The following is a 15573-nucleotide window of genomic DNA, read 5'->3' on the forward strand; positions in this document are numbered from 1 at the left end:
ACCGGGTGGAGGATGGTGAGCACGCCCGCCGTGGAGATCAGGGAGACGGTGCCGTTCAGGGCGGCCACGCACGCGCCGATCATGCGGCGGGCGGATCCGGCGCCGTACTGGGCCACGTCGATCAGCCGCCGGAACTCCGGGTCCTCGATCGCCTCCAGTTCGACCGACGCGGCGGCGGCCAGGTACTGGGTCGTCGCGATCCGCTCCACCAGTGGCTCCAGCCGGCCCGCCCGCGAGGTGGACCATCCGGCCAGGCCCGAGTTGACCACGGCGGCTCCGCCGGCGGCGAGCAGTCCGGGCAGGACGGCGTGCAGTCGCTGCCCCGGGGTGCCCGAGCCGAGCAGCGCGTGCATGACGGCGTTGACCGCGAGCAGCCCGACGGCCGCGGCGAGACCCTGGCCGATCTCGCTGATCGCGACCGTGAGCAGCGAGCGCCGGTCCGCTTGCCACGCCATCCGCAAGGTCGCCCCGACCAGCCTCGGCATGGAGCGCAGAGCCGACATCATCGTCAGGTCGAGCCAGGCGCGCTCATGCTCCGACCAGCCCGAGTCGTAGCGCAGCGGACCGCCGAACAGCTCCTCCTCGGCGTCGGAGACCTCCGGCTCGGCCATCCGCACGGGTCCGAAGAACCTCTTCACAGCGTGCCCCCCTGCCCGGACCGGCTCAGCGGCCGTGGCTCCGCACTCCGTGCCATGTCATCGGGGATCGCGCGCGCTGGTGTCCTGGCCGGAGTCAATGTGTTCCCCCTCGACGGTGGTGTGGCTGCTCCTACGGCTCAACGAACCGGCCAGGATTTCGAACACATGTGTTTCGGTCGTGTCGGCAGCCCCGGGATTGAGCGGCCGCCGGAGTGTGTGGGGTGCATCGACCCTTGCGGCCCCCGGACCACCGACCCGAGCGGTGGTGGCCGAAACGCCGAGGGACCTGAGCCCGGCGTGTCACTTGGGGGACAGGGCACGTGCCCGCTGGTACGACCCGCGGGCGAGCAGGGAGAACACCAGCGTCGCGCACAGCGCCACGGCGACCACGGCCCACTCGGCGGCTCCGCTGTGCGCGTCCGGGTCGATACCGAAGGCGCGCTCGATCCAGTCGGGCCAGATCAGCGTGAGGAGGAAGAGGACTCCGCTCACGCAGGCGGCGAGAGCCTCCAGCCGGCCCCGTGTGCGCATGTTCGGTGTCATCGCCGACCTCCTTCCTGTCATCCGTGCGGGTTCCTGTCATCCGTGCGGGTTCGACAGGTCGATCCGGAACATGCCGCGGCCGTGCGTGGCGCACACCAGCGTCCGGTCCATCCAGAACAGCTGGTCCACCGAGCAGTTGGTCGGACCCTCGTTCGTCGGCGACCAGTTCAGCCCGGCGTCCTCGCTGGCGAACAGTCCGATCTCCGTGCCGCAGTAGACGAAGTCCGGCTGCTGCGGGTGGAACGCCAGCGACCTGAGCGGTACGTCGGGCAGCCGGCCGGAGAGGTCCTGCCAGCTGCCGCCGCCGTCGTGCGTCACCCAGAGGTTGTCCGGTGCGAAACCGCCGAAGGTGACGTACGCGGTGTCCGGCTGCGTCGGGTGCGCCGCGATGGACGTGCAGTACCGCTGCGGGCGCAGGGGCTGCTGTCCGGAGACCCCTACCCTGCCCCAGGCGGGCGTGGCTGCCGTGCCGTTCACCGTGCGGAAGACTTTACCGTCCTCGTGTCCCACCCAGATGACGTCCGACTCGGTGGGTGACACCGCGATCGCGCTGACCAGCGAGCCCGCGCTCGGTTTGACCTGATGCCACCGCGGACCGGACACCGGGCTGTTTTCCGCCTTCGCGTCGTCCGTGCGCCACAGGGACAACCCGCCGGCGAGCATCCGCTCGGGCACGTTGGGGTCGAGCAGGAACGGCGCGATGAACAGGGCGTTCTGGCTCTTGGCGTCGGGAATGGAGAAGGGCACGGGCTTCCAGTCCATCTCCTGGATCGTGTCGTTGAAGAACTGGCCGGTGATGTACCGGTCGCCGTTCACGTCGTCGCTGGTGCCGCCGTCGGTGTTGCGGTGGATGTTCAGGAAGACGTACTCCCCGTAGAAGACGTCGGGATCGCTCGGATCGGCCGCGCACCAGCCGCCGTCGCCGCCGAAGATCTGCCGCCAGTCCTCGGTACCGCGGTCCGGGTCGAAGCAGAGGGTGCCGTTGTCCTGCGCGCCGCCGATGATGCGCCCCGTGGCGGTCTGCCCGGCTCCGCCGTAGAACTGGGTGACCCCGTAGTTGTTGTCCAGCTCGGTCCAGCCCTTCACGAACGGCGGCTTCGGCTCCGTCCCCACCTTCCTCAGGTCGGCCGCCATGAACACGCCGCCGTCGTTGCCGAAGTACACCGTCCGGTTGTGCGTGCCGTAGTCCGGATGCCCGACGATCGCGTGGTGGTCGGCGTGTACGGACCGCGGGTCGAACCAGGTGCTGATCTCGCTCAGGGTCTCGCCACCGTCCTCGCTGCGCCACAGGTTGATGCCCCCGAGCAGGACCAGGTTCTCGTCGTCCGGGTCGCCGGCCCACACCGCGTTGCCGTACCAGCCCTGGTCGCCCAGGTAGTCCGCGATGTTGCCGTCCCGGTCCCGGGTACGGGTGACCTTGTACGTCAGCCCGCCGTCCGCGGACCGCCAGACGCGCCCGCTGGTCATCTGGACCGAGGCGTACACGACGGCGGGATCCCTGGCCGCGTAGGCGAGTTCGACCCGGCCCGACCACTGGCCGGTCGCGTGGCGGGCGAGCCGCCAGGTGCGCCCGCCGTCCTGGCTCGCGAAGGCCTCGCCCGTCACCAGGGCGCCGGCCACCGCCCGGTCGTCGTCGCCCGGGTCGAACAGCACGACGCCGAGCGGGACGTCCAGGACCCTGGTCCAGGTCCCCGCACGGTCGCCGCTGCGGAACAGCCCGCGGTCCGTCGCGGCGAGGACCACCTCGCCGGTGCGCGAGACCGCGATCCGGGTGACGGCCTGGAAGTCCTCCGTCTGCGTGGCCGCGATCGGCTTCCAGGTGACACCGTCGGTGGTGCGGAAGACACCGTTGCCGCGCAGGGCGTCCAGGTTGCTGAAGCCCTCGCCGGTGCCGGCGTAGATCGTGTCCGGATCCGAGGGGTCCATGGCCAGGCTGGAGCACGCCAGGTTCCCCAGGAAGTCGTCTACGGGCGCCCACTGCTTGCCGGCGTCCTCGGTGTGCCAGACTCCGCCGCCGACACTCGCGGCCCACATCTTCTCGGGCTGTCCGGGGTGGACGACCATGCCCCGCGTGCGGCCCCCGATGTTTCCCGGGCCGAGCCACTCCCAGTGGGCAAGCGGCGCCATGCCCGCGGTGGGTGTCGGCCCGTGGCCACGGCCGTGGGGAGACTCCCCGGTGGGTACGCCCGCGGTGCGCGGGACGGGCCCGGCGTCTTCGCCGTCGAGAACGGCGCGGAGCCGCTCGACGGCCCTGCCGCGGGCGTGCACGGGGACGGTGCCGTCGTCACCGCGCTCCTGCTTGAGCCGGTACGCGCGGCGGGCGTTGGGCAGGTCCGGGTAGTCGAGGCGGCGCAGGGCCCGGCGTACGGCGCCCTCGGAGAGGGTCACGAGAGTCTCGTTCGTCGTACCGCGGCTTCTGCGCAGCCGTCGCACCTGCTCGACGGTGAGGTTCTTGCTCTGGGCCAGCTGTTCGTCCGAGAGGGCCATGACACCTTCTGGAAGTGGTGAGGCCACGCCCGCCCAGGCCGCCCCGCGGGCGAGGCGCATGGGGTCTTGCGAATGATGAGCGACCGTGTCGCTCGGGACGCCCGGACGACGGACGTACTGCTGCGGGCCGTGCGGAGACGAGCCCGGACTTCTCCTCCATCGTCCCGCGCCCCCCGGGGCTCCGCAAGGGGAACGGCGGCCGGCGCGCGGGCCGCCGGCGGGGGCAACGGGGTTTCCGGTCGGTGGCATGACTTCGCCGGACCGGGCGATCCTGCAGCAGATACAGGTCACCTGACGGCGGGTAAGACGGTCCTGGCGAGGCGTCAGTCGCCCAGACAGATGTCGGGGGCCTTGGCCGACCGCGCGCCGGCCGACGCGCACGAGGCGGAGGTGGGCCTCCTTCGCACAGCGCCGGAGCCGGACCTCGGCAACAAGGGGCTCTGCAACGCAGGAGCAGCCGTCGCCGTGGTCCGCCTAGCTGGTCCGCCGGTCGGCGGAGCCGATGGCGCGCAGTGTGGCGAGGGCCTTGTGCAGGGCTTCCGGACCCGTGTCGGTGAGGCCTGAGGCCCGGCGTGCCCGGCGGGTGCGCAGGACGGCGCGGACCGCGGAGAGGGCGGCGCACGCGATCACCGCGGCCGTGAGGTCGGCGTCCGGCGTCCGGGGCGGCAGCCTCCGCTCGACCAGGACGGTGAGCCGTTCCTCGAAGTCGGAGAAGGCCTGGACGAGCCGGGCGGTGACGACGTTCTCGATCCCCTGGACCGGATGGCTGAGGGCGGTCAGGGTGGAGGCGGCGAACGGCTCGGCCGCCTCCAGGAGGGCGTTGCACACCGCGTCCAGCGGCGCCTCGTCCGCCGGGCGCCGGGCCAGGGCGTCCTCGACGTAGGCGAAGATCCCGACGCTGTCCGGCAGCAGCAGCGCCTCCTTGCCCTCGAAGTAGCGGAAGAAGGTGCGCACGGAGACGTTGGCGTACGCGGCGATGTCCGCGACGGTGGTGGCCTCGAAACCGCGTTCCTTGAACAGGTGCGCGGCGCCTTCCAGCAGGCGCTGCCGCGTCTCCTCCTTCTTGCGCTCGCGCAGTCCGGCGGGGGCGATCTCACGGGGCATGGTCCGAAGCCTCCCCGCTCCGTGACGTGACTGTCAATCGAGACCCGTGCCGGCCGCAGAGCTGCCTGTCACCTGTGCCAATTGTCATGCATGACACTTCGGCCCTAGAGTCCTGTCACTCGTGACAGATTTTTAGGAGGCAGCGGTGGCCCCATCCGTCCCGCACCCACCCGCCGGCCGCGGACTCGGCCGCCTGGGCGGCTTCTGCGCCCGGCACCCGGCAGCGGTGATCGCCGTCTGGCTGCTGGTCCTCGGCGCCGCGCTGGCCGGACGGCACCTCGCCGCGCCCACGTTCAGCGACCAGGTCAGCCTGCCGGGCACCGCCTCGCACACCGGTGCCGGTCTCCTCGCCACCTCGATGCCCGAGGCGGGCAGGCCCAGCGGCAAGGTCGTCCTGCACACCGGCTCCGGCACCGTGGCCGACCACCGGTCGGCGGTCGACCGCACCCTGGCCGGCCTCCGTGGCATGCCGCACGCCACCGCCGTCTCCGCGCTCGTCACCAGCGCCGACGGACACACCGCGTACACCACCGTCTCCTTCGACGAGCCGCTGAAGAACCTCGGTCACGACTACACCGGCCTGCTCGACCGGGCGACCGGCCCCGCCCGGGCGGCGGGACTCGGCGTCGCCTACGGCGGCGACCTGGACCAGGTGGTCCGGGCACCGGCCGACGACACGCTGAGCGAGGGCGTCGGCGTCGCCACCGCCCTCGTCATCCTGCTGCTGGCCTTCGGCAGTGTCCTCGCCGCACTGCTGCCGCTGGTCACCGCCCTGATCGGCGTCGGGGTCGGACTCGGGATCGTGGGCATCGTCGCCGCCACCGTGTCCTTCGCGACCTCGGCCACCACCCTCGCCGGCATGATCGGCCTGGGGGTCGGCATCGACTACGCGCTGTTCCTGACGACACGCTTCCGCCAGGACCTCGTCGACGGGCACGACCCGGCCGACGCCGCGGCCCGCACCGCGCACACCAGCGGGCGCGCCGTCCTCGTCGCCGCCGTGACCGTGGCCGTCGCCATGCTCAGCCTCTATGCCTGCGGACTGTCCTTCATCGGCAAGATCGGCCTCGCGGCCACCCTCGCCGTGGCCGTCACCGCCGCCGCGGCGCTCACCCTGGTACCGGCGGCCCTGGGGCTGGTGGGCCGGCGCATCGACCGCTTCCGGGTGCGCCGCCCGGTCGCCGAGGGCACGGCCGCCGGCCACGGCCCCGGCCGCTACGCGGACCTCGTCGCCCGGCGCCCCCGGACCTTCCTCGCCGCCGGTGTCGCCGTCCTCTGCGGGTGCGCGCTGCCCCTGCTGTCCATGCGGCTCGGCCACGTCGACGCGGGCGCCGACCGGCCCGGCAGCAGCACCCGGACCGCCTACGACTGGATCGCGCGGGCCGACGGGCCGGGCTTCGGGCCGGGGGCGAACGGGCCGATCGTCACCGTCGTCGACGTGAGCGACGCGAAGACGTCCGTCGACCGCATCACGGACGATGTGACCAGGGCCCTGCGCACCACCCACGGCGTCACCGCCTTCACCCCGCTGAAGGCGAGTGCCGACGGCAGGATCCTCGTCACCACGCTGACCCCGGCCACCGGCCCGCAGGACGCCGCCACCGGCGACCTGGTCGCCACCCTCTCCGGCCGGACCCTGCCGCAGGCCCTGGCCGGCACCGGCGCGCAGGCCTACCTCACCGGCACCGTGGCCGGCCAGGCCGACTTCCGGGACACGGTCGGCCGGCGACTGCCCCTCGTCATCGGCGTCGTCCTGGTCCTCGCCTTCCTGCTGCTCATGACGGTCTTCCGCAGCCTGGTCATCCCGCTCAAGGCCGTCGTGCTGAACCTGTGCACCACGGCGGCCTCCTACGGCGTGCTCGTCGCCGTCTTCCAGTGGGGGTGGGGCGACTGGCTGCTGGGCCTGTCGGAGCCGGTGCCCATCGAGTCGTACGTGCCGATGATGATGTTCGCGATCGTGTTCGGGCTGTCCATGGACTACGAAATCTTCCTGCTGTCCCGCATCGCCGAGGCCTGGCACCGCACGGCCGACAACAGGCTCGCCGTGGGGGAGGGGCTGTCCGCCACGGCGCGCGTGATCTCCGCTGCCGCGTTCATCATGACCGCGGTGTTCCTGTCCTTCACCGCCTCACCGACCGTGGTCGTGAAGATGCTCGCCCTGGGGCTGGCGATCAGCGTGGTCGTCGACGCCACCGTGGTGCGCCTGGTCCTGGTGCCGTCCGCCATGTTCCTCCTGGGGCGGGCGAACTGGTGGATACCCCGCCGGCTCGACCGGGTCCTCCCCCGCCTGCACGCCTGACCGTCCGCCGACCGATCCGGAGCAGTCGTCCCGTGACACCGAAACACCGCCGAAGCACCCGTCTCGTGCTGACCGCCACCGCCGCGCTGCTGGCCCTGCTCACCGGCGCGACCGACCTCCTCGTGGAGCACCGCACCCAGGCGCGGATCGCCGCCCGGGCCGCCCACCGGCTGCGGCCGGACGGCCCGGTGCACGCCGACCTCACCAGCCCCCTCGCCGGCCTGCGCGCCCTGGGCGGGCAGGTGGGGGACGTCGACGTGAGCGCGAAGGGCGTGCACCGCCAGGACACGGTGCTGGACGTGACCGTCCACCTGGAGGACGTGACGACCGACGGCGACAGCGCCGGCGGCACCGCGACCGCCACGGTGGGTTACGACCAGGTGGGCCGGCGCCTCGGCGCCATGGGCGACGGCCTGACCGCCGGCGGCGCGAACGGCGACCTGGTCCTCTCGGGGAGCGCCGGCCGCCTGGGCCTGCCGGTCGTCGTGCGGGCGAGGCTGTCCACGACCGCGCACGCGCTGACCGTCACGCCCACCACGGTGAGCGTCCTCGGCCGCAGCGTGGCCGTCGACGACCTCGCCGAGCTGCCGGCCGCCTCCGGACTCCGCGACGCGCTGCGGCCCAGGACCGTCGCCGTCACCGCACTGCCCCACGGCGTCACGCTCACCTCGGCGCACGCCGGCGACGCGGGTCTCGTCCTCGGCTTCTCCGTCGCCGCCGGACCGGCACCGGGCGCGGCGGGCACGACCGTCCCGCCGCCGGGCGGCGCCCGCGCGTCCGGACAGCCCGCCGGACGCGCCCACCGGGACCCCTGACGGACGGCACGCCGTCGTCCGCCGCGGCCGGCGCGCCGGCCGCCCGGTCACTCGGCCGTCTCGGCCCGCGGTTCCTGCCCGGCGGTCAGCCCCAGCGGATGGCGGCCCGCGGGCTGTTGTGGTTCGGGCCGGGCCGGTACGGGGGGCGTCGGGAGGTCGACCGGCGCTTCGGTGGTCACGGTCGTCGGCTCTCCGTGGTGCAGCACGACCAGCGGTTCGCCCTCCTTCAGCCGGTACCGGGTACGGGACCGGCCGACGTCCACGGCGAGCCTGCGACCGCGCACCAGCACGGTGAAGGCGATCCTGGACAGCGTCTCCGGCAGGCGCGGGGTGAACGCCAGCCGGTCCGGCTCCCCGGCCTCGCCGAAGTACCGGCGCATCCCGCCGAACCCCGCGACCAGGGCGATCCAGGTTCCCGCGAGGGAGGCGATGTGCAGCCCGTCCCGCGTGTTGTGCTCCAGGTCGTCCAGGTCCATCAGGGCGGCCTCGCCGAGGTAGGCGCAGGCCAGCCGCAGATGCCCGGTCTCGGCGGCGAGCACCGCCTGGCAGGACGCCGAGAGCGAAGAATCGCGGACGGTGAGGGCCTCGTAGTAGGCGAAGTTGCGCGCCTTCTGCTCCTCGGTGAACAGGTGCGGGCACTCCATCATCGCCAGCACCAGGTCGGCCTGCTTCACCACCTGCCTGCGGTACAGGTCGAAGTAGGGGTAGTGCAGCAGCAGGGGGTAGTTCTCGGGCGGTGTCGCCTCGAAGTCCCAGCGCTGGAAGGTGGTGAAGCCGGCCGACTGCTCGTGGACGCCGAGGGACTCGTTGTAGGGCAGCGCGATGCGGGCCGCCGCGTCCCGCCACACCGCGGCCTCCTCGTCGTCGACGCCGAGTTCCGCGGCCCGGTCGGGGTGCCGGGCGGTCACGTCCGCGGCGGCCATCAGGTTCTGCCGGGCCATCAGGTTGGTGTACAGGTTGTCCCGGGAGAAGGCGCTGTACTCGTCCGGGCCGGTGACCCCGTCGATGTGGAAGACGCCGTCCGCGTCATGGTGGCCGAGGGAGCGCCACAGCCGCGCGGTGTGCACGAGGAGGTCGAGTCCCTCCTGGCGCTCGAACTCCTCGTCCCCGGTCACCATGACGTACCGTACGACGGCCATGGCGATGTCGGCGTTGACGTGGAAGGCGGCCGTCCCGGCGGGCCAGTAGGCGGAGCACTCGGCGCCGTCGATGGTCCGCCAGGGGAACGTCGCACCGGACAGGCCGAGCTGGTGTGCGCGCTCCCGTGCCGCCGGCAGCGTCCGGTGCCGCCAGCGCAGCGCCGACGCGACGGCCTCCGGCGCGGTGAAGGTGAGGACCGGCAGCACGTAGGACTCGGTGTCCCAGAAGGAGTGCCCGTCGTATCCGGTTCCGGTCAGGCCCTTCGCGGGGATCGCCCGGTTCTCGCCGCGGGCCGCCGCCTGCAGCACGTGGAACAGGGCGAACCGCACCGCCTGCTGGATCTGCGCGTCGCCCTCCACCTCGACGTCCGCGCCGGCCCAGAAGCGGTCCAGGTACGCCCGCTGCGCGGCGACCAGTCCGTCCCAGCCGGTGCTGACCGCCGCCGCCACCGCCCCGTCCACCTGGTCGTGCACGGCGGGCAGCGAACGCTCCCCGGACCAGCCGTACGCCACCACCTTCACCAGGCGCAGCGGCTGCCCGGGCACCAGGTCCGCGGTCACCGTCAGCCGGCTGACGTCGGGCTCGCTCTGTGCCGTCCAGCTCGTGCTCCCGGGCCCCTCGACGAGGTGGTCGGCCGCCGCCCCCACCCGCAGCCCGCTGTGCTCGGTGCGGTGCACGAGCCGCAGCCGGGTGCCCTGCGCGAAGTGCTCCTCGGACACCAGCGGGGATTCGGTCGCCGCGGCCACACGGGGGTCGCCCTCGAACCGGGGCAGCTGCTCGTTGGCGACGAGCTCGGACTGCACGGCCACCGAGGCAGGCCCGTCGACCGGCTCCACCTCGTACACCACGGCCGCCACCGCGCGCTGGGTGAAGGACACGAGCCGCCGTGAGGTGATCTTGACCGTACGGCCGCCGGGCGAGGTCCAGTGCGCGGTCCGGCCGAGGACACCGGAACGGAAGTCCAGGACCCGCTCGTGCGAGACCAGCCGGCCGTAGCGCAGGTCGCAGGGGTGGTCGTCGACGAGCAGCCGGATGATCTTGCCGTCGGTGACGTTGATCATCGTCTGGCCGGACTCGGGGTAGCCGTAGCCCGCTTCCGCGTACGGCAGCGGGTGCCGTTCGTGGACGCCGTTGAGGTAGGCGCCGGGCAGTCCGTGCGGTTCTCCCTCGTCGAGGTTGCCGCGCCAGCCGACGTGCCCGTTGGACAGCGCGAACACCGACTCGCTCTGGGCGAGCACCTCGAGGTTCAGCTCGGTCTCGCGCAGGCACCACGGCTCGACCGTGAAGCTGGGATGGGTGATCACCGCGCCTCCAGGAGCTCCGCCAGGTCCCGGACCACCACGTCCGCACCGTGCGCCCGCAGCTGCTCCGCCTGCCCGACCCGGTCGACCCCCACGACCACGCCGAACCGGCCCGCCCGGCCCGCCGCGACGCCGGCCAGGGCGTCCTCGAACACGGCGGCCTCGGCCGGGTCCGTGCCCAGCTCGCGCGCCGCCTCCAGATAGGTGTCCGGAGCGGGCTTGCCGCGCAGCCGGCGCTCGTGCGCCACGACCCCGTCGATCCGCTCGTCGAACAGGTCCTCGATGCCGGCCGCGGCCAGGACGTCCCGGCAGTTCGCGCTGGAGGACACCACAGCGCAGCGCAGCCCGGCCGCCCGCGCGGCGTGCACGAAACGGACCGAGCCCTCGTAGGGCTCCACCCCGTCCTCGCGGATCCGGCGCAGCACCAGGTCGTTCTTCCGGTTGCCCAGTCCGTTCACGGTCTCCGCCTCCGGCGGGTCGTCCGCCGCCCCCTCGGGCAGGTGGATCCCGCGCGCCGCGAGGAACGTGCGCACACCGTCCTCGCGGGGGCGCCCGTCCACGTACTCGTCGTAGTCGCCGACCGCGTCGAAGGGCACGAAAGCGGTCCCCTCACGGGCGGCGCGCTCGCGGAGATAGCCGTCGAACATCTCCTTCCAGGCGGCCGCGTGGACCTTCGCGGTCCGGGTGAGCACCCCGTCGAGGTCGAACAGGCAGGCACGGACGTGTGCAGGAAGCCCCAGCATGCCGCCGAGGCTAGGAGGCCGACCCGGCCGGCGGCGGCAGGACACCGCCCGGCGGCCCGGAAGGCACCCGCTCGGCGGAGGCGGGCCGGGCACGGGGACACGGACGCCGCCGAGCGACGCCGAGCCGCGGTCGCCCCGGGCGGTGCTCCCGCCGGACTCCGACCGGCGGGGAGCCCGTATTCTGCTGCGGTCACGGGGCGGGGTGACCAGGGGGAGGCGTACGTGCAGCCGTTGGAGTCCACGGATCCGGTCGCGATCGGCGGCTATCCGCTGCTGGCGCGGCTCGGCGCGGGCGGTATGGGCCAGGTCTACCTGTCGCGTACCCCGGCGGGCCGCCCGCTGGCGCTCAAGACGGTCCGCCCCGACCTCACCGCCGCCCCGGACTTCGAGACGCGTTTCGCCAGGGAGATCCGCTCCAGCGACCGCGTCAGGTCCCCGTGGACCGTCTCGGTGGTGGACTTCAGCCCGCCCGGCCACCGCCCGCAGTGGCTGGCCACCGAGTACGTCGCCGCACCCGCCCTCGCCGACTGGGTCACCGCCCACGGTCCGCTGCCGCCCGCCACCCTGCGCGTGCTGGCCGGTGAGCTCGCCGCCGCGCTGGCCGCCGTACACGCCTGCGGCCTCACGCACCGGGACGTCAAACCGTCCAACGTCCTCCTCGGCCGGGCCCGGCCCATGCTCATCGACTTCGGTATCGCCCGTGCCGCCGACGACTCGCGGCACACCGGCACCGGCGGTGTCATCGGCTCCCCCGGTTACCTGGCCCCCGAGCAGGCCGTGCAGGGGGACGTCACCGAGGCGGGTGACGTCTTCTCCCTGGGCGCGGTCCTCGCCTTCGCCGCGACCGGTACCGGCCCCTTCGCCCTACCGGGCGAGCAGCCCTCGGCGCCCCTGCTGCTGTACCGCATCGTCCACGAGGACCCCCGCCTCGACGGCGTACCGGCCGGCCTGGCGCAGCTCGTCGCCCGCTGCCTGGCGAAGAATCCCCAGGACCGTCCCGGCAGCGCGGAGCTGGCGGCGGCGCTGCGGGGGGAGAGGGGCGCCGGCGACCCTCGGACGGGGGCGTACGGAACCGGGACCGCTCCGAGGGCCGGTGCGTGGGAGCGGACGCTGCCGCCCGGGCTCGACGCCGACCTGCGGGCACGGGAGGCGGAGGTCGCCCACCGGTGCGCGGTGCCGCCGGACCACCCGGCCCCGCCGGCCCGGACGGCACCCGGGCCCGGGGCGGCGGGCGGGCCGACGACCACCGGCCGTCCGGCCCCGTACCCCGCCGCGCCGTATCCCCCCGCCGCGGGCGCGGGGCCGTACCCGCCCGCCTTCCCGGATCCCGCGGGCTTCCCCGATCCTCCTACCGGACCGTCCTCCGCGCCGTCGCCGCCGTACGGCGCCCACCACCCCGGGTACCTCCGTGCGCGCCGCCGCGTCCGCCGGACGGCCGCCGTCGGCGCCGTCGGCGTCCTCGCCGTCCTGGCGACCGGCATCCTGCTGCTGCACCCGTTCGGCACGGACGCCCGCGGCGACGGCAGCCCGTCCTCCCGGCCGCACCCCAGTGCCTCCGCTCCCGCCCTCCCGGCCACGTGGGCCGGCGTGTGGACCGGTACGGGCCCGGGCACCCCGAGCGCCGACGGCGGACTGCATCCGCGCACCGACTCCTTCAAGGTCACCCTCACCCTGCACACCGCTGCCGTGGGCGAACTGGCCGGCAAGCAGGTCAGCAACATCGACGAGGTCGGCACCGGCCGGGAGGTCGGCTGCACGGAGGCCCTCGAACTGCGGGCCGTGCGCGGCACGACGGCCACCTTCGCGGCGGTCACCAGTCACCCCACCGACCGCTCGGACACGTCACTGCGGTGCGAGACCGGCCACCTCTACGTCGTCCAGCTGTCCGGCGCCGACACCCTCACCCTCGGCGAGGAGGGCGCCCAGTCCGCGGGTGCGCCCGAGGCCCTCCACCGCGTCGTCCGGGCTCACTCGTAGCGCAGGCGCAGCGACTCCCGTTCGGCCTCCTCGATCTGACCGATGGTCAGGCCCGGCAGGTCCAGCTGGGCCAGCGTCACCTCGGCGCTGGTCGGCTGGGCGTCGGCGGCCACCCACCGTTGCGGTTGCCAGGCGTTGGCGCGCATCAGCGACTTGGGGCAGTGCGGATAGGCCTGCTCGACCTGGACCACCAGCGCCGTGACCGGCGGTTTGCCGACGGGAGTGAGAGCGGCGAGCAGCTCCGGGCGCGCGGAGACGCAGGCGCGGCCGTTGACGCGCAGCGTGGTCGGGCGGCCCGGGATGAGGAAGAGCAGTCCGACGCGTCCGGTCCGCAGCACGTTGTGCAGGGTGTCGAGACGCTTGTTGCCGGTCGCGTCGGGTATGACCAACGTCCGCTCGTCCAGCACCGAGACGAATCCGGGCGGGCCGCCGCGCGGTGTGACGTCCGCCCGGCCCTCGGCGTCCGCGCTGCCGACGAACACCAGGGAGGAACAGCCGATCAGCGCCCGGGTCTCCTCGGTCAGGTGGTCGATCTCCTTGCGGAGCGCGTGCGGGTTCGGCGGCGGGTACAGCTCGCGCAGCTGTTCGGGAGTGGTGAGGGCGTCCGCCCGGAGGGTTTCGAAGAGCAGGCCGGCGGTACCGGTGTCGGTCGTCATACGGACGACCCTAGAAGACGGCCGGAGCCGTACGCGGGTCCGCCTGTGATCTCGCTCGGCAGGATAACGTTTTTCGTTGGCTAGCGCCCATGCGGCAACTATTTACGAAGATTCATGGCCATGCGAAGACGGAATCAGTAATCTTGCACCTCGTTGCGCCACGCCCGCCCCCGTACGGGGGCGCGCCCCGGACGGGAAGGAAGCCCTCATGAACTCTGGTGGTCCCCAGCGGCAGTTGCCGGAGACCGGGCGCACCCGCCACCGCCGGCTGCGGGAGCAGGGGAGCCTCGACCGCGACCGGCTCGACGCGATCCTCGACGCGGGCTTCCTCTGCCACCTCGGCGTCACCGTCGACGGGCACCTGCTGGTGGTCCCCACCGTGTACGGCTCCGACGGCAGCAGCCTGTACTTCCACGGCTCGGTCGCCAGTCGCAGCCTCGTCGCCTCGCCCGGCGCCCAGGTGTGCGTCACCGTCACCCACGTCGACGGGCTGGTCCTGGCCCGCTCGGTCTTCGAGCACGGCGTCAACTACCGCAGCGCCATGATCTTCGGCACCCCTCGGCAGGTCACGGACCCCGAGGAGAAGCTGGCCGGCCTGCGCTGTCTGACCGAGCAGGCGGCGCCGGGCCAGTGGGACTACGCCCGCCGGCCCAGCCGCAGGGAACTCGCGGCCACGGCTCTGCTCGCCCTTCCGCTGGACGAGGCATCCGTCAAGATCCGCACGGGCGCACCGGACGACGGGGAGGGCGAGGACGCCGGGCTCGGCCTGTGGGCGGGCGTCATGCCGCTGCGCTCCGTCTGGGGCGACCTGGAGCCGGACCCGCTGCTGCCCGCGGGCATCGGGGCCCCTGCCCACCTGACGCAGCGGGTGGGCACCGCGGCGAACCGGGCGGCGCGGCGGCAGGCACCCTGAGGCGCGGCCCGCCGCGCCACCACCGCGGACACGTCCGCGGCGGTGCGCGCCGGTGTCAGCCGGCCGGGGTGCCCGCGACCCACTCGCTCCACGGCATGTTCCAGTCGCTGAGGCCGTTGTCCGGGGCCAGCCTGGTCCTGTCGTCGGAGTTCTTGACGATCACCACGTCACCGGTCATCGAGTGGTCGAAGAACCACGCGGCCGGCTGCCGGCCGTCGCCGCCGCCCCGGACGTCCTTCAGGCCCACGCAGCCGTGGCTGGTGTTGGCCTTGCCGAAGACGGAGTCGCCGCCCCAGTAGTTGCCGTGGATGAACGTGCCCGAGTCCGTCAGGCGCATGGCGTGCGGCACGGCCTTGATGTCGTACGAGGGCTTGCCGTCCTTCTCCGTCAGGCCGACGCTCGCACCGTTCATGTGGACGTGCCGGTACTTCTCGGAGATCACCATCTGACCGTTGTACGTCGGGTGCTCGCGGCTGCCGGACGAGATCGGGATGGTCTTGATCTTCTTGCCGTCCCGGACGACGGTCAGCTGCTTCGTCTTCGCGTCGACGGTGCTGATCTGGCTCCGGCCGACCTTGAACGTGACCGTCCTGTGGACGCCGCCGCGGGTGAGCGTGACGGTGACCGTGGAGCCGGGCCGCCAGTAGTGCTCGGGGCGGAAGTCCAGGCGGTGGTCGCCGAACCAGTGACCGGCGATCCGCGCGCCGCTGCTGGAGCCGACCCGGATCTCCGACTCCACGGCGGCCTTGTCGGTGACCGCCCGGTCGAAGGTGACCGACACCGGCATGCCCACGCCGACGGTCGAGCCGTCCCCGGGGGAGACGTGCCCGATGAAGTCGTCGGCGGGGGAGACCGTGGTGATGGTGGCGTTGCCGGTGGCGGAGCGGCCCTGGGCGTCCTCGGCCTCCGCGGCGATCTGGTACGTCGTGGCACGCTTCAGCCGGCCGTCCGGCGCCC

The 15573-nt window shown here is 73.4% G+C and carries 11 protein-coding genes and 1 pseudogene; 4 read left to right on the top strand and 8 right to left on the bottom strand.

Going from position 1 to position 15573, the window contains the following annotated elements; genetic code table 11:
* From IE312_RS38510 to IE312_RS01900, 4 genes and pseudogenes are all read right to left on the bottom strand, one after another.
* Positions 1-611: pseudogene (locus IE312_RS38510) on the bottom strand (ABC transporter ATP-binding protein); the annotation flags it as partial.
* A 327-nt stretch (positions 612-938) separates the two neighbouring features.
* Positions 939-1181 (bottom strand): ABC transporter permease, encoded by a 243-nt coding sequence (locus IE312_RS01890; RefSeq protein ID WP_189977639.1) that lies wholly within the window; start codon positions 1179-1181, stop codon positions 939-941.
* A 36-nt stretch (positions 1182-1217) separates the two neighbouring features.
* Positions 1218-3668 (bottom strand): WD40/YVTN/BNR-like repeat-containing protein, encoded by a 2451-nt coding sequence (locus IE312_RS01895; RefSeq protein ID WP_189977641.1) that lies wholly within the window; start codon positions 3666-3668, stop codon positions 1218-1220.
* A 474-nt stretch (positions 3669-4142) separates the two neighbouring features.
* Positions 4143-4772: a TetR/AcrR family transcriptional regulator gene (locus IE312_RS01900; protein ID WP_189977643.1), complete on the bottom strand. Its 630-nt coding sequence runs from the start codon at positions 4770-4772 to the stop codon at positions 4143-4145.
* Between the two features lie 145 nt (positions 4773-4917).
* On the opposite strand from IE312_RS01900, the gene IE312_RS01905 reads away from it, so the two are divergent.
* The gene (locus IE312_RS01905; RefSeq protein ID WP_189977645.1) at positions 4918-7071 is read left to right on the top strand and encodes an MMPL family transporter; all 2154 of its coding nucleotides are present in this window, start codon (positions 4918-4920) and stop codon (positions 7069-7071) included.
* A gap of 65 nt (positions 7072-7136) precedes the next feature.
* Positions 7137-7886 (top strand): LmeA family phospholipid-binding protein, encoded by a 750-nt coding sequence (locus IE312_RS01910; protein WP_189977647.1) that lies wholly within the window; start codon positions 7137-7139, stop codon positions 7884-7886.
* Positions 7887-7933: 47 nt separating this feature from the next.
* Here IE312_RS01910 and IE312_RS01915 read toward each other — a convergent pair whose 3' ends face one another.
* Entirely contained in the window at positions 7934-10330 is a 2397-nt protein-coding gene (locus IE312_RS01915; RefSeq protein WP_189977649.1) for a glycoside hydrolase family 65 protein, read from the bottom strand.
* On the bottom strand, positions 10327-11070 hold the full coding sequence (locus tag IE312_RS01920) for an HAD family hydrolase (protein WP_189977651.1): 744 nt from the start codon (positions 11068-11070) through the stop codon (positions 10327-10329). The genes IE312_RS01915 and IE312_RS01920 overlap by 4 nt, the downstream gene beginning before the upstream one ends.
* 222 nt (positions 11071-11292) lie before the next feature.
* Here IE312_RS01920 and IE312_RS01925 point away from each other — a divergent pair, with 222 nt between their 5' ends.
* Positions 11293-13047, top strand: a complete 1755-nt coding sequence (locus IE312_RS01925) for a serine/threonine-protein kinase (protein ID WP_189977653.1) — start codon at positions 11293-11295, stop codon at positions 13045-13047.
* Here IE312_RS01925 and IE312_RS01930 read toward each other — a convergent pair.
* Positions 13038-13703 (bottom strand): pyridoxamine 5'-phosphate oxidase family protein, encoded by a 666-nt coding sequence (locus IE312_RS01930; protein WP_189977655.1) that lies wholly within the window; start codon positions 13701-13703, stop codon positions 13038-13040. The genes IE312_RS01925 and IE312_RS01930 overlap by 10 nt on opposite strands.
* Before the next feature lie 208 nt (positions 13704-13911).
* On the opposite strand from IE312_RS01930, the gene IE312_RS01935 reads away from it, so the two are divergent.
* Positions 13912-14616: a pyridoxamine 5'-phosphate oxidase family protein gene (locus IE312_RS01935; RefSeq protein ID WP_189977657.1), complete on the top strand. Its 705-nt coding sequence runs from the start codon at positions 13912-13914 to the stop codon at positions 14614-14616.
* A 55-nt stretch (positions 14617-14671) separates the two neighbouring features.
* On the opposite strand, the gene IE312_RS01940 is transcribed toward IE312_RS01935, so the two are convergent.
* On the bottom strand, positions 14672-15573 hold a 902-nt coding region (locus IE312_RS01940), incomplete at its 5' end, for a L,D-transpeptidase (RefSeq protein ID WP_229898883.1).

Origin of the sequence: Streptomyces capoamus (assembly GCF_014654935.1) — a bacterium.
GTDB lineage: Bacteria > Actinomycetota > Actinomycetes > Streptomycetales > Streptomycetaceae > Streptomyces > Streptomyces capoamus.

Bases quoted from the DNA above. Each gene is read 5' to 3' on its own strand.
- IE312_RS01890 (WP_189977639.1), bottom strand. From the start codon at position 1,181: ATGACACCGAACATGCGCACACGGGGCCGGCTGGAGGCTCTCGCCGCC.
- IE312_RS01900 (WP_189977643.1), bottom strand. From the start codon at position 4,772: ATGCCCCGTGAGATCGCCCCCGCCGGACTGCGCGAGCGCAAGAAGGAG.
- IE312_RS01935 (WP_189977657.1), top strand. From the start codon at position 13,912: ATGAACTCTGGTGGTCCCCAGCGGCAGTTGCCGGAGACCGGGCGCACC.
- IE312_RS01895 (WP_189977641.1), bottom strand. From the start codon at position 3,668: ATGGCCCTCTCGGACGAACAGCTGGCCCAGAGCAAGAACCTCACCGTC.
- IE312_RS01920 (WP_189977651.1), bottom strand. From the start codon at position 11,070: ATGCTGGGGCTTCCTGCACACGTCCGTGCCTGCCTGTTCGACCTCGAC.
- IE312_RS01930 (WP_189977655.1), bottom strand. From the start codon at position 13,703: ATGACGACCGACACCGGTACCGCCGGCCTGCTCTTCGAAACCCTCCGG.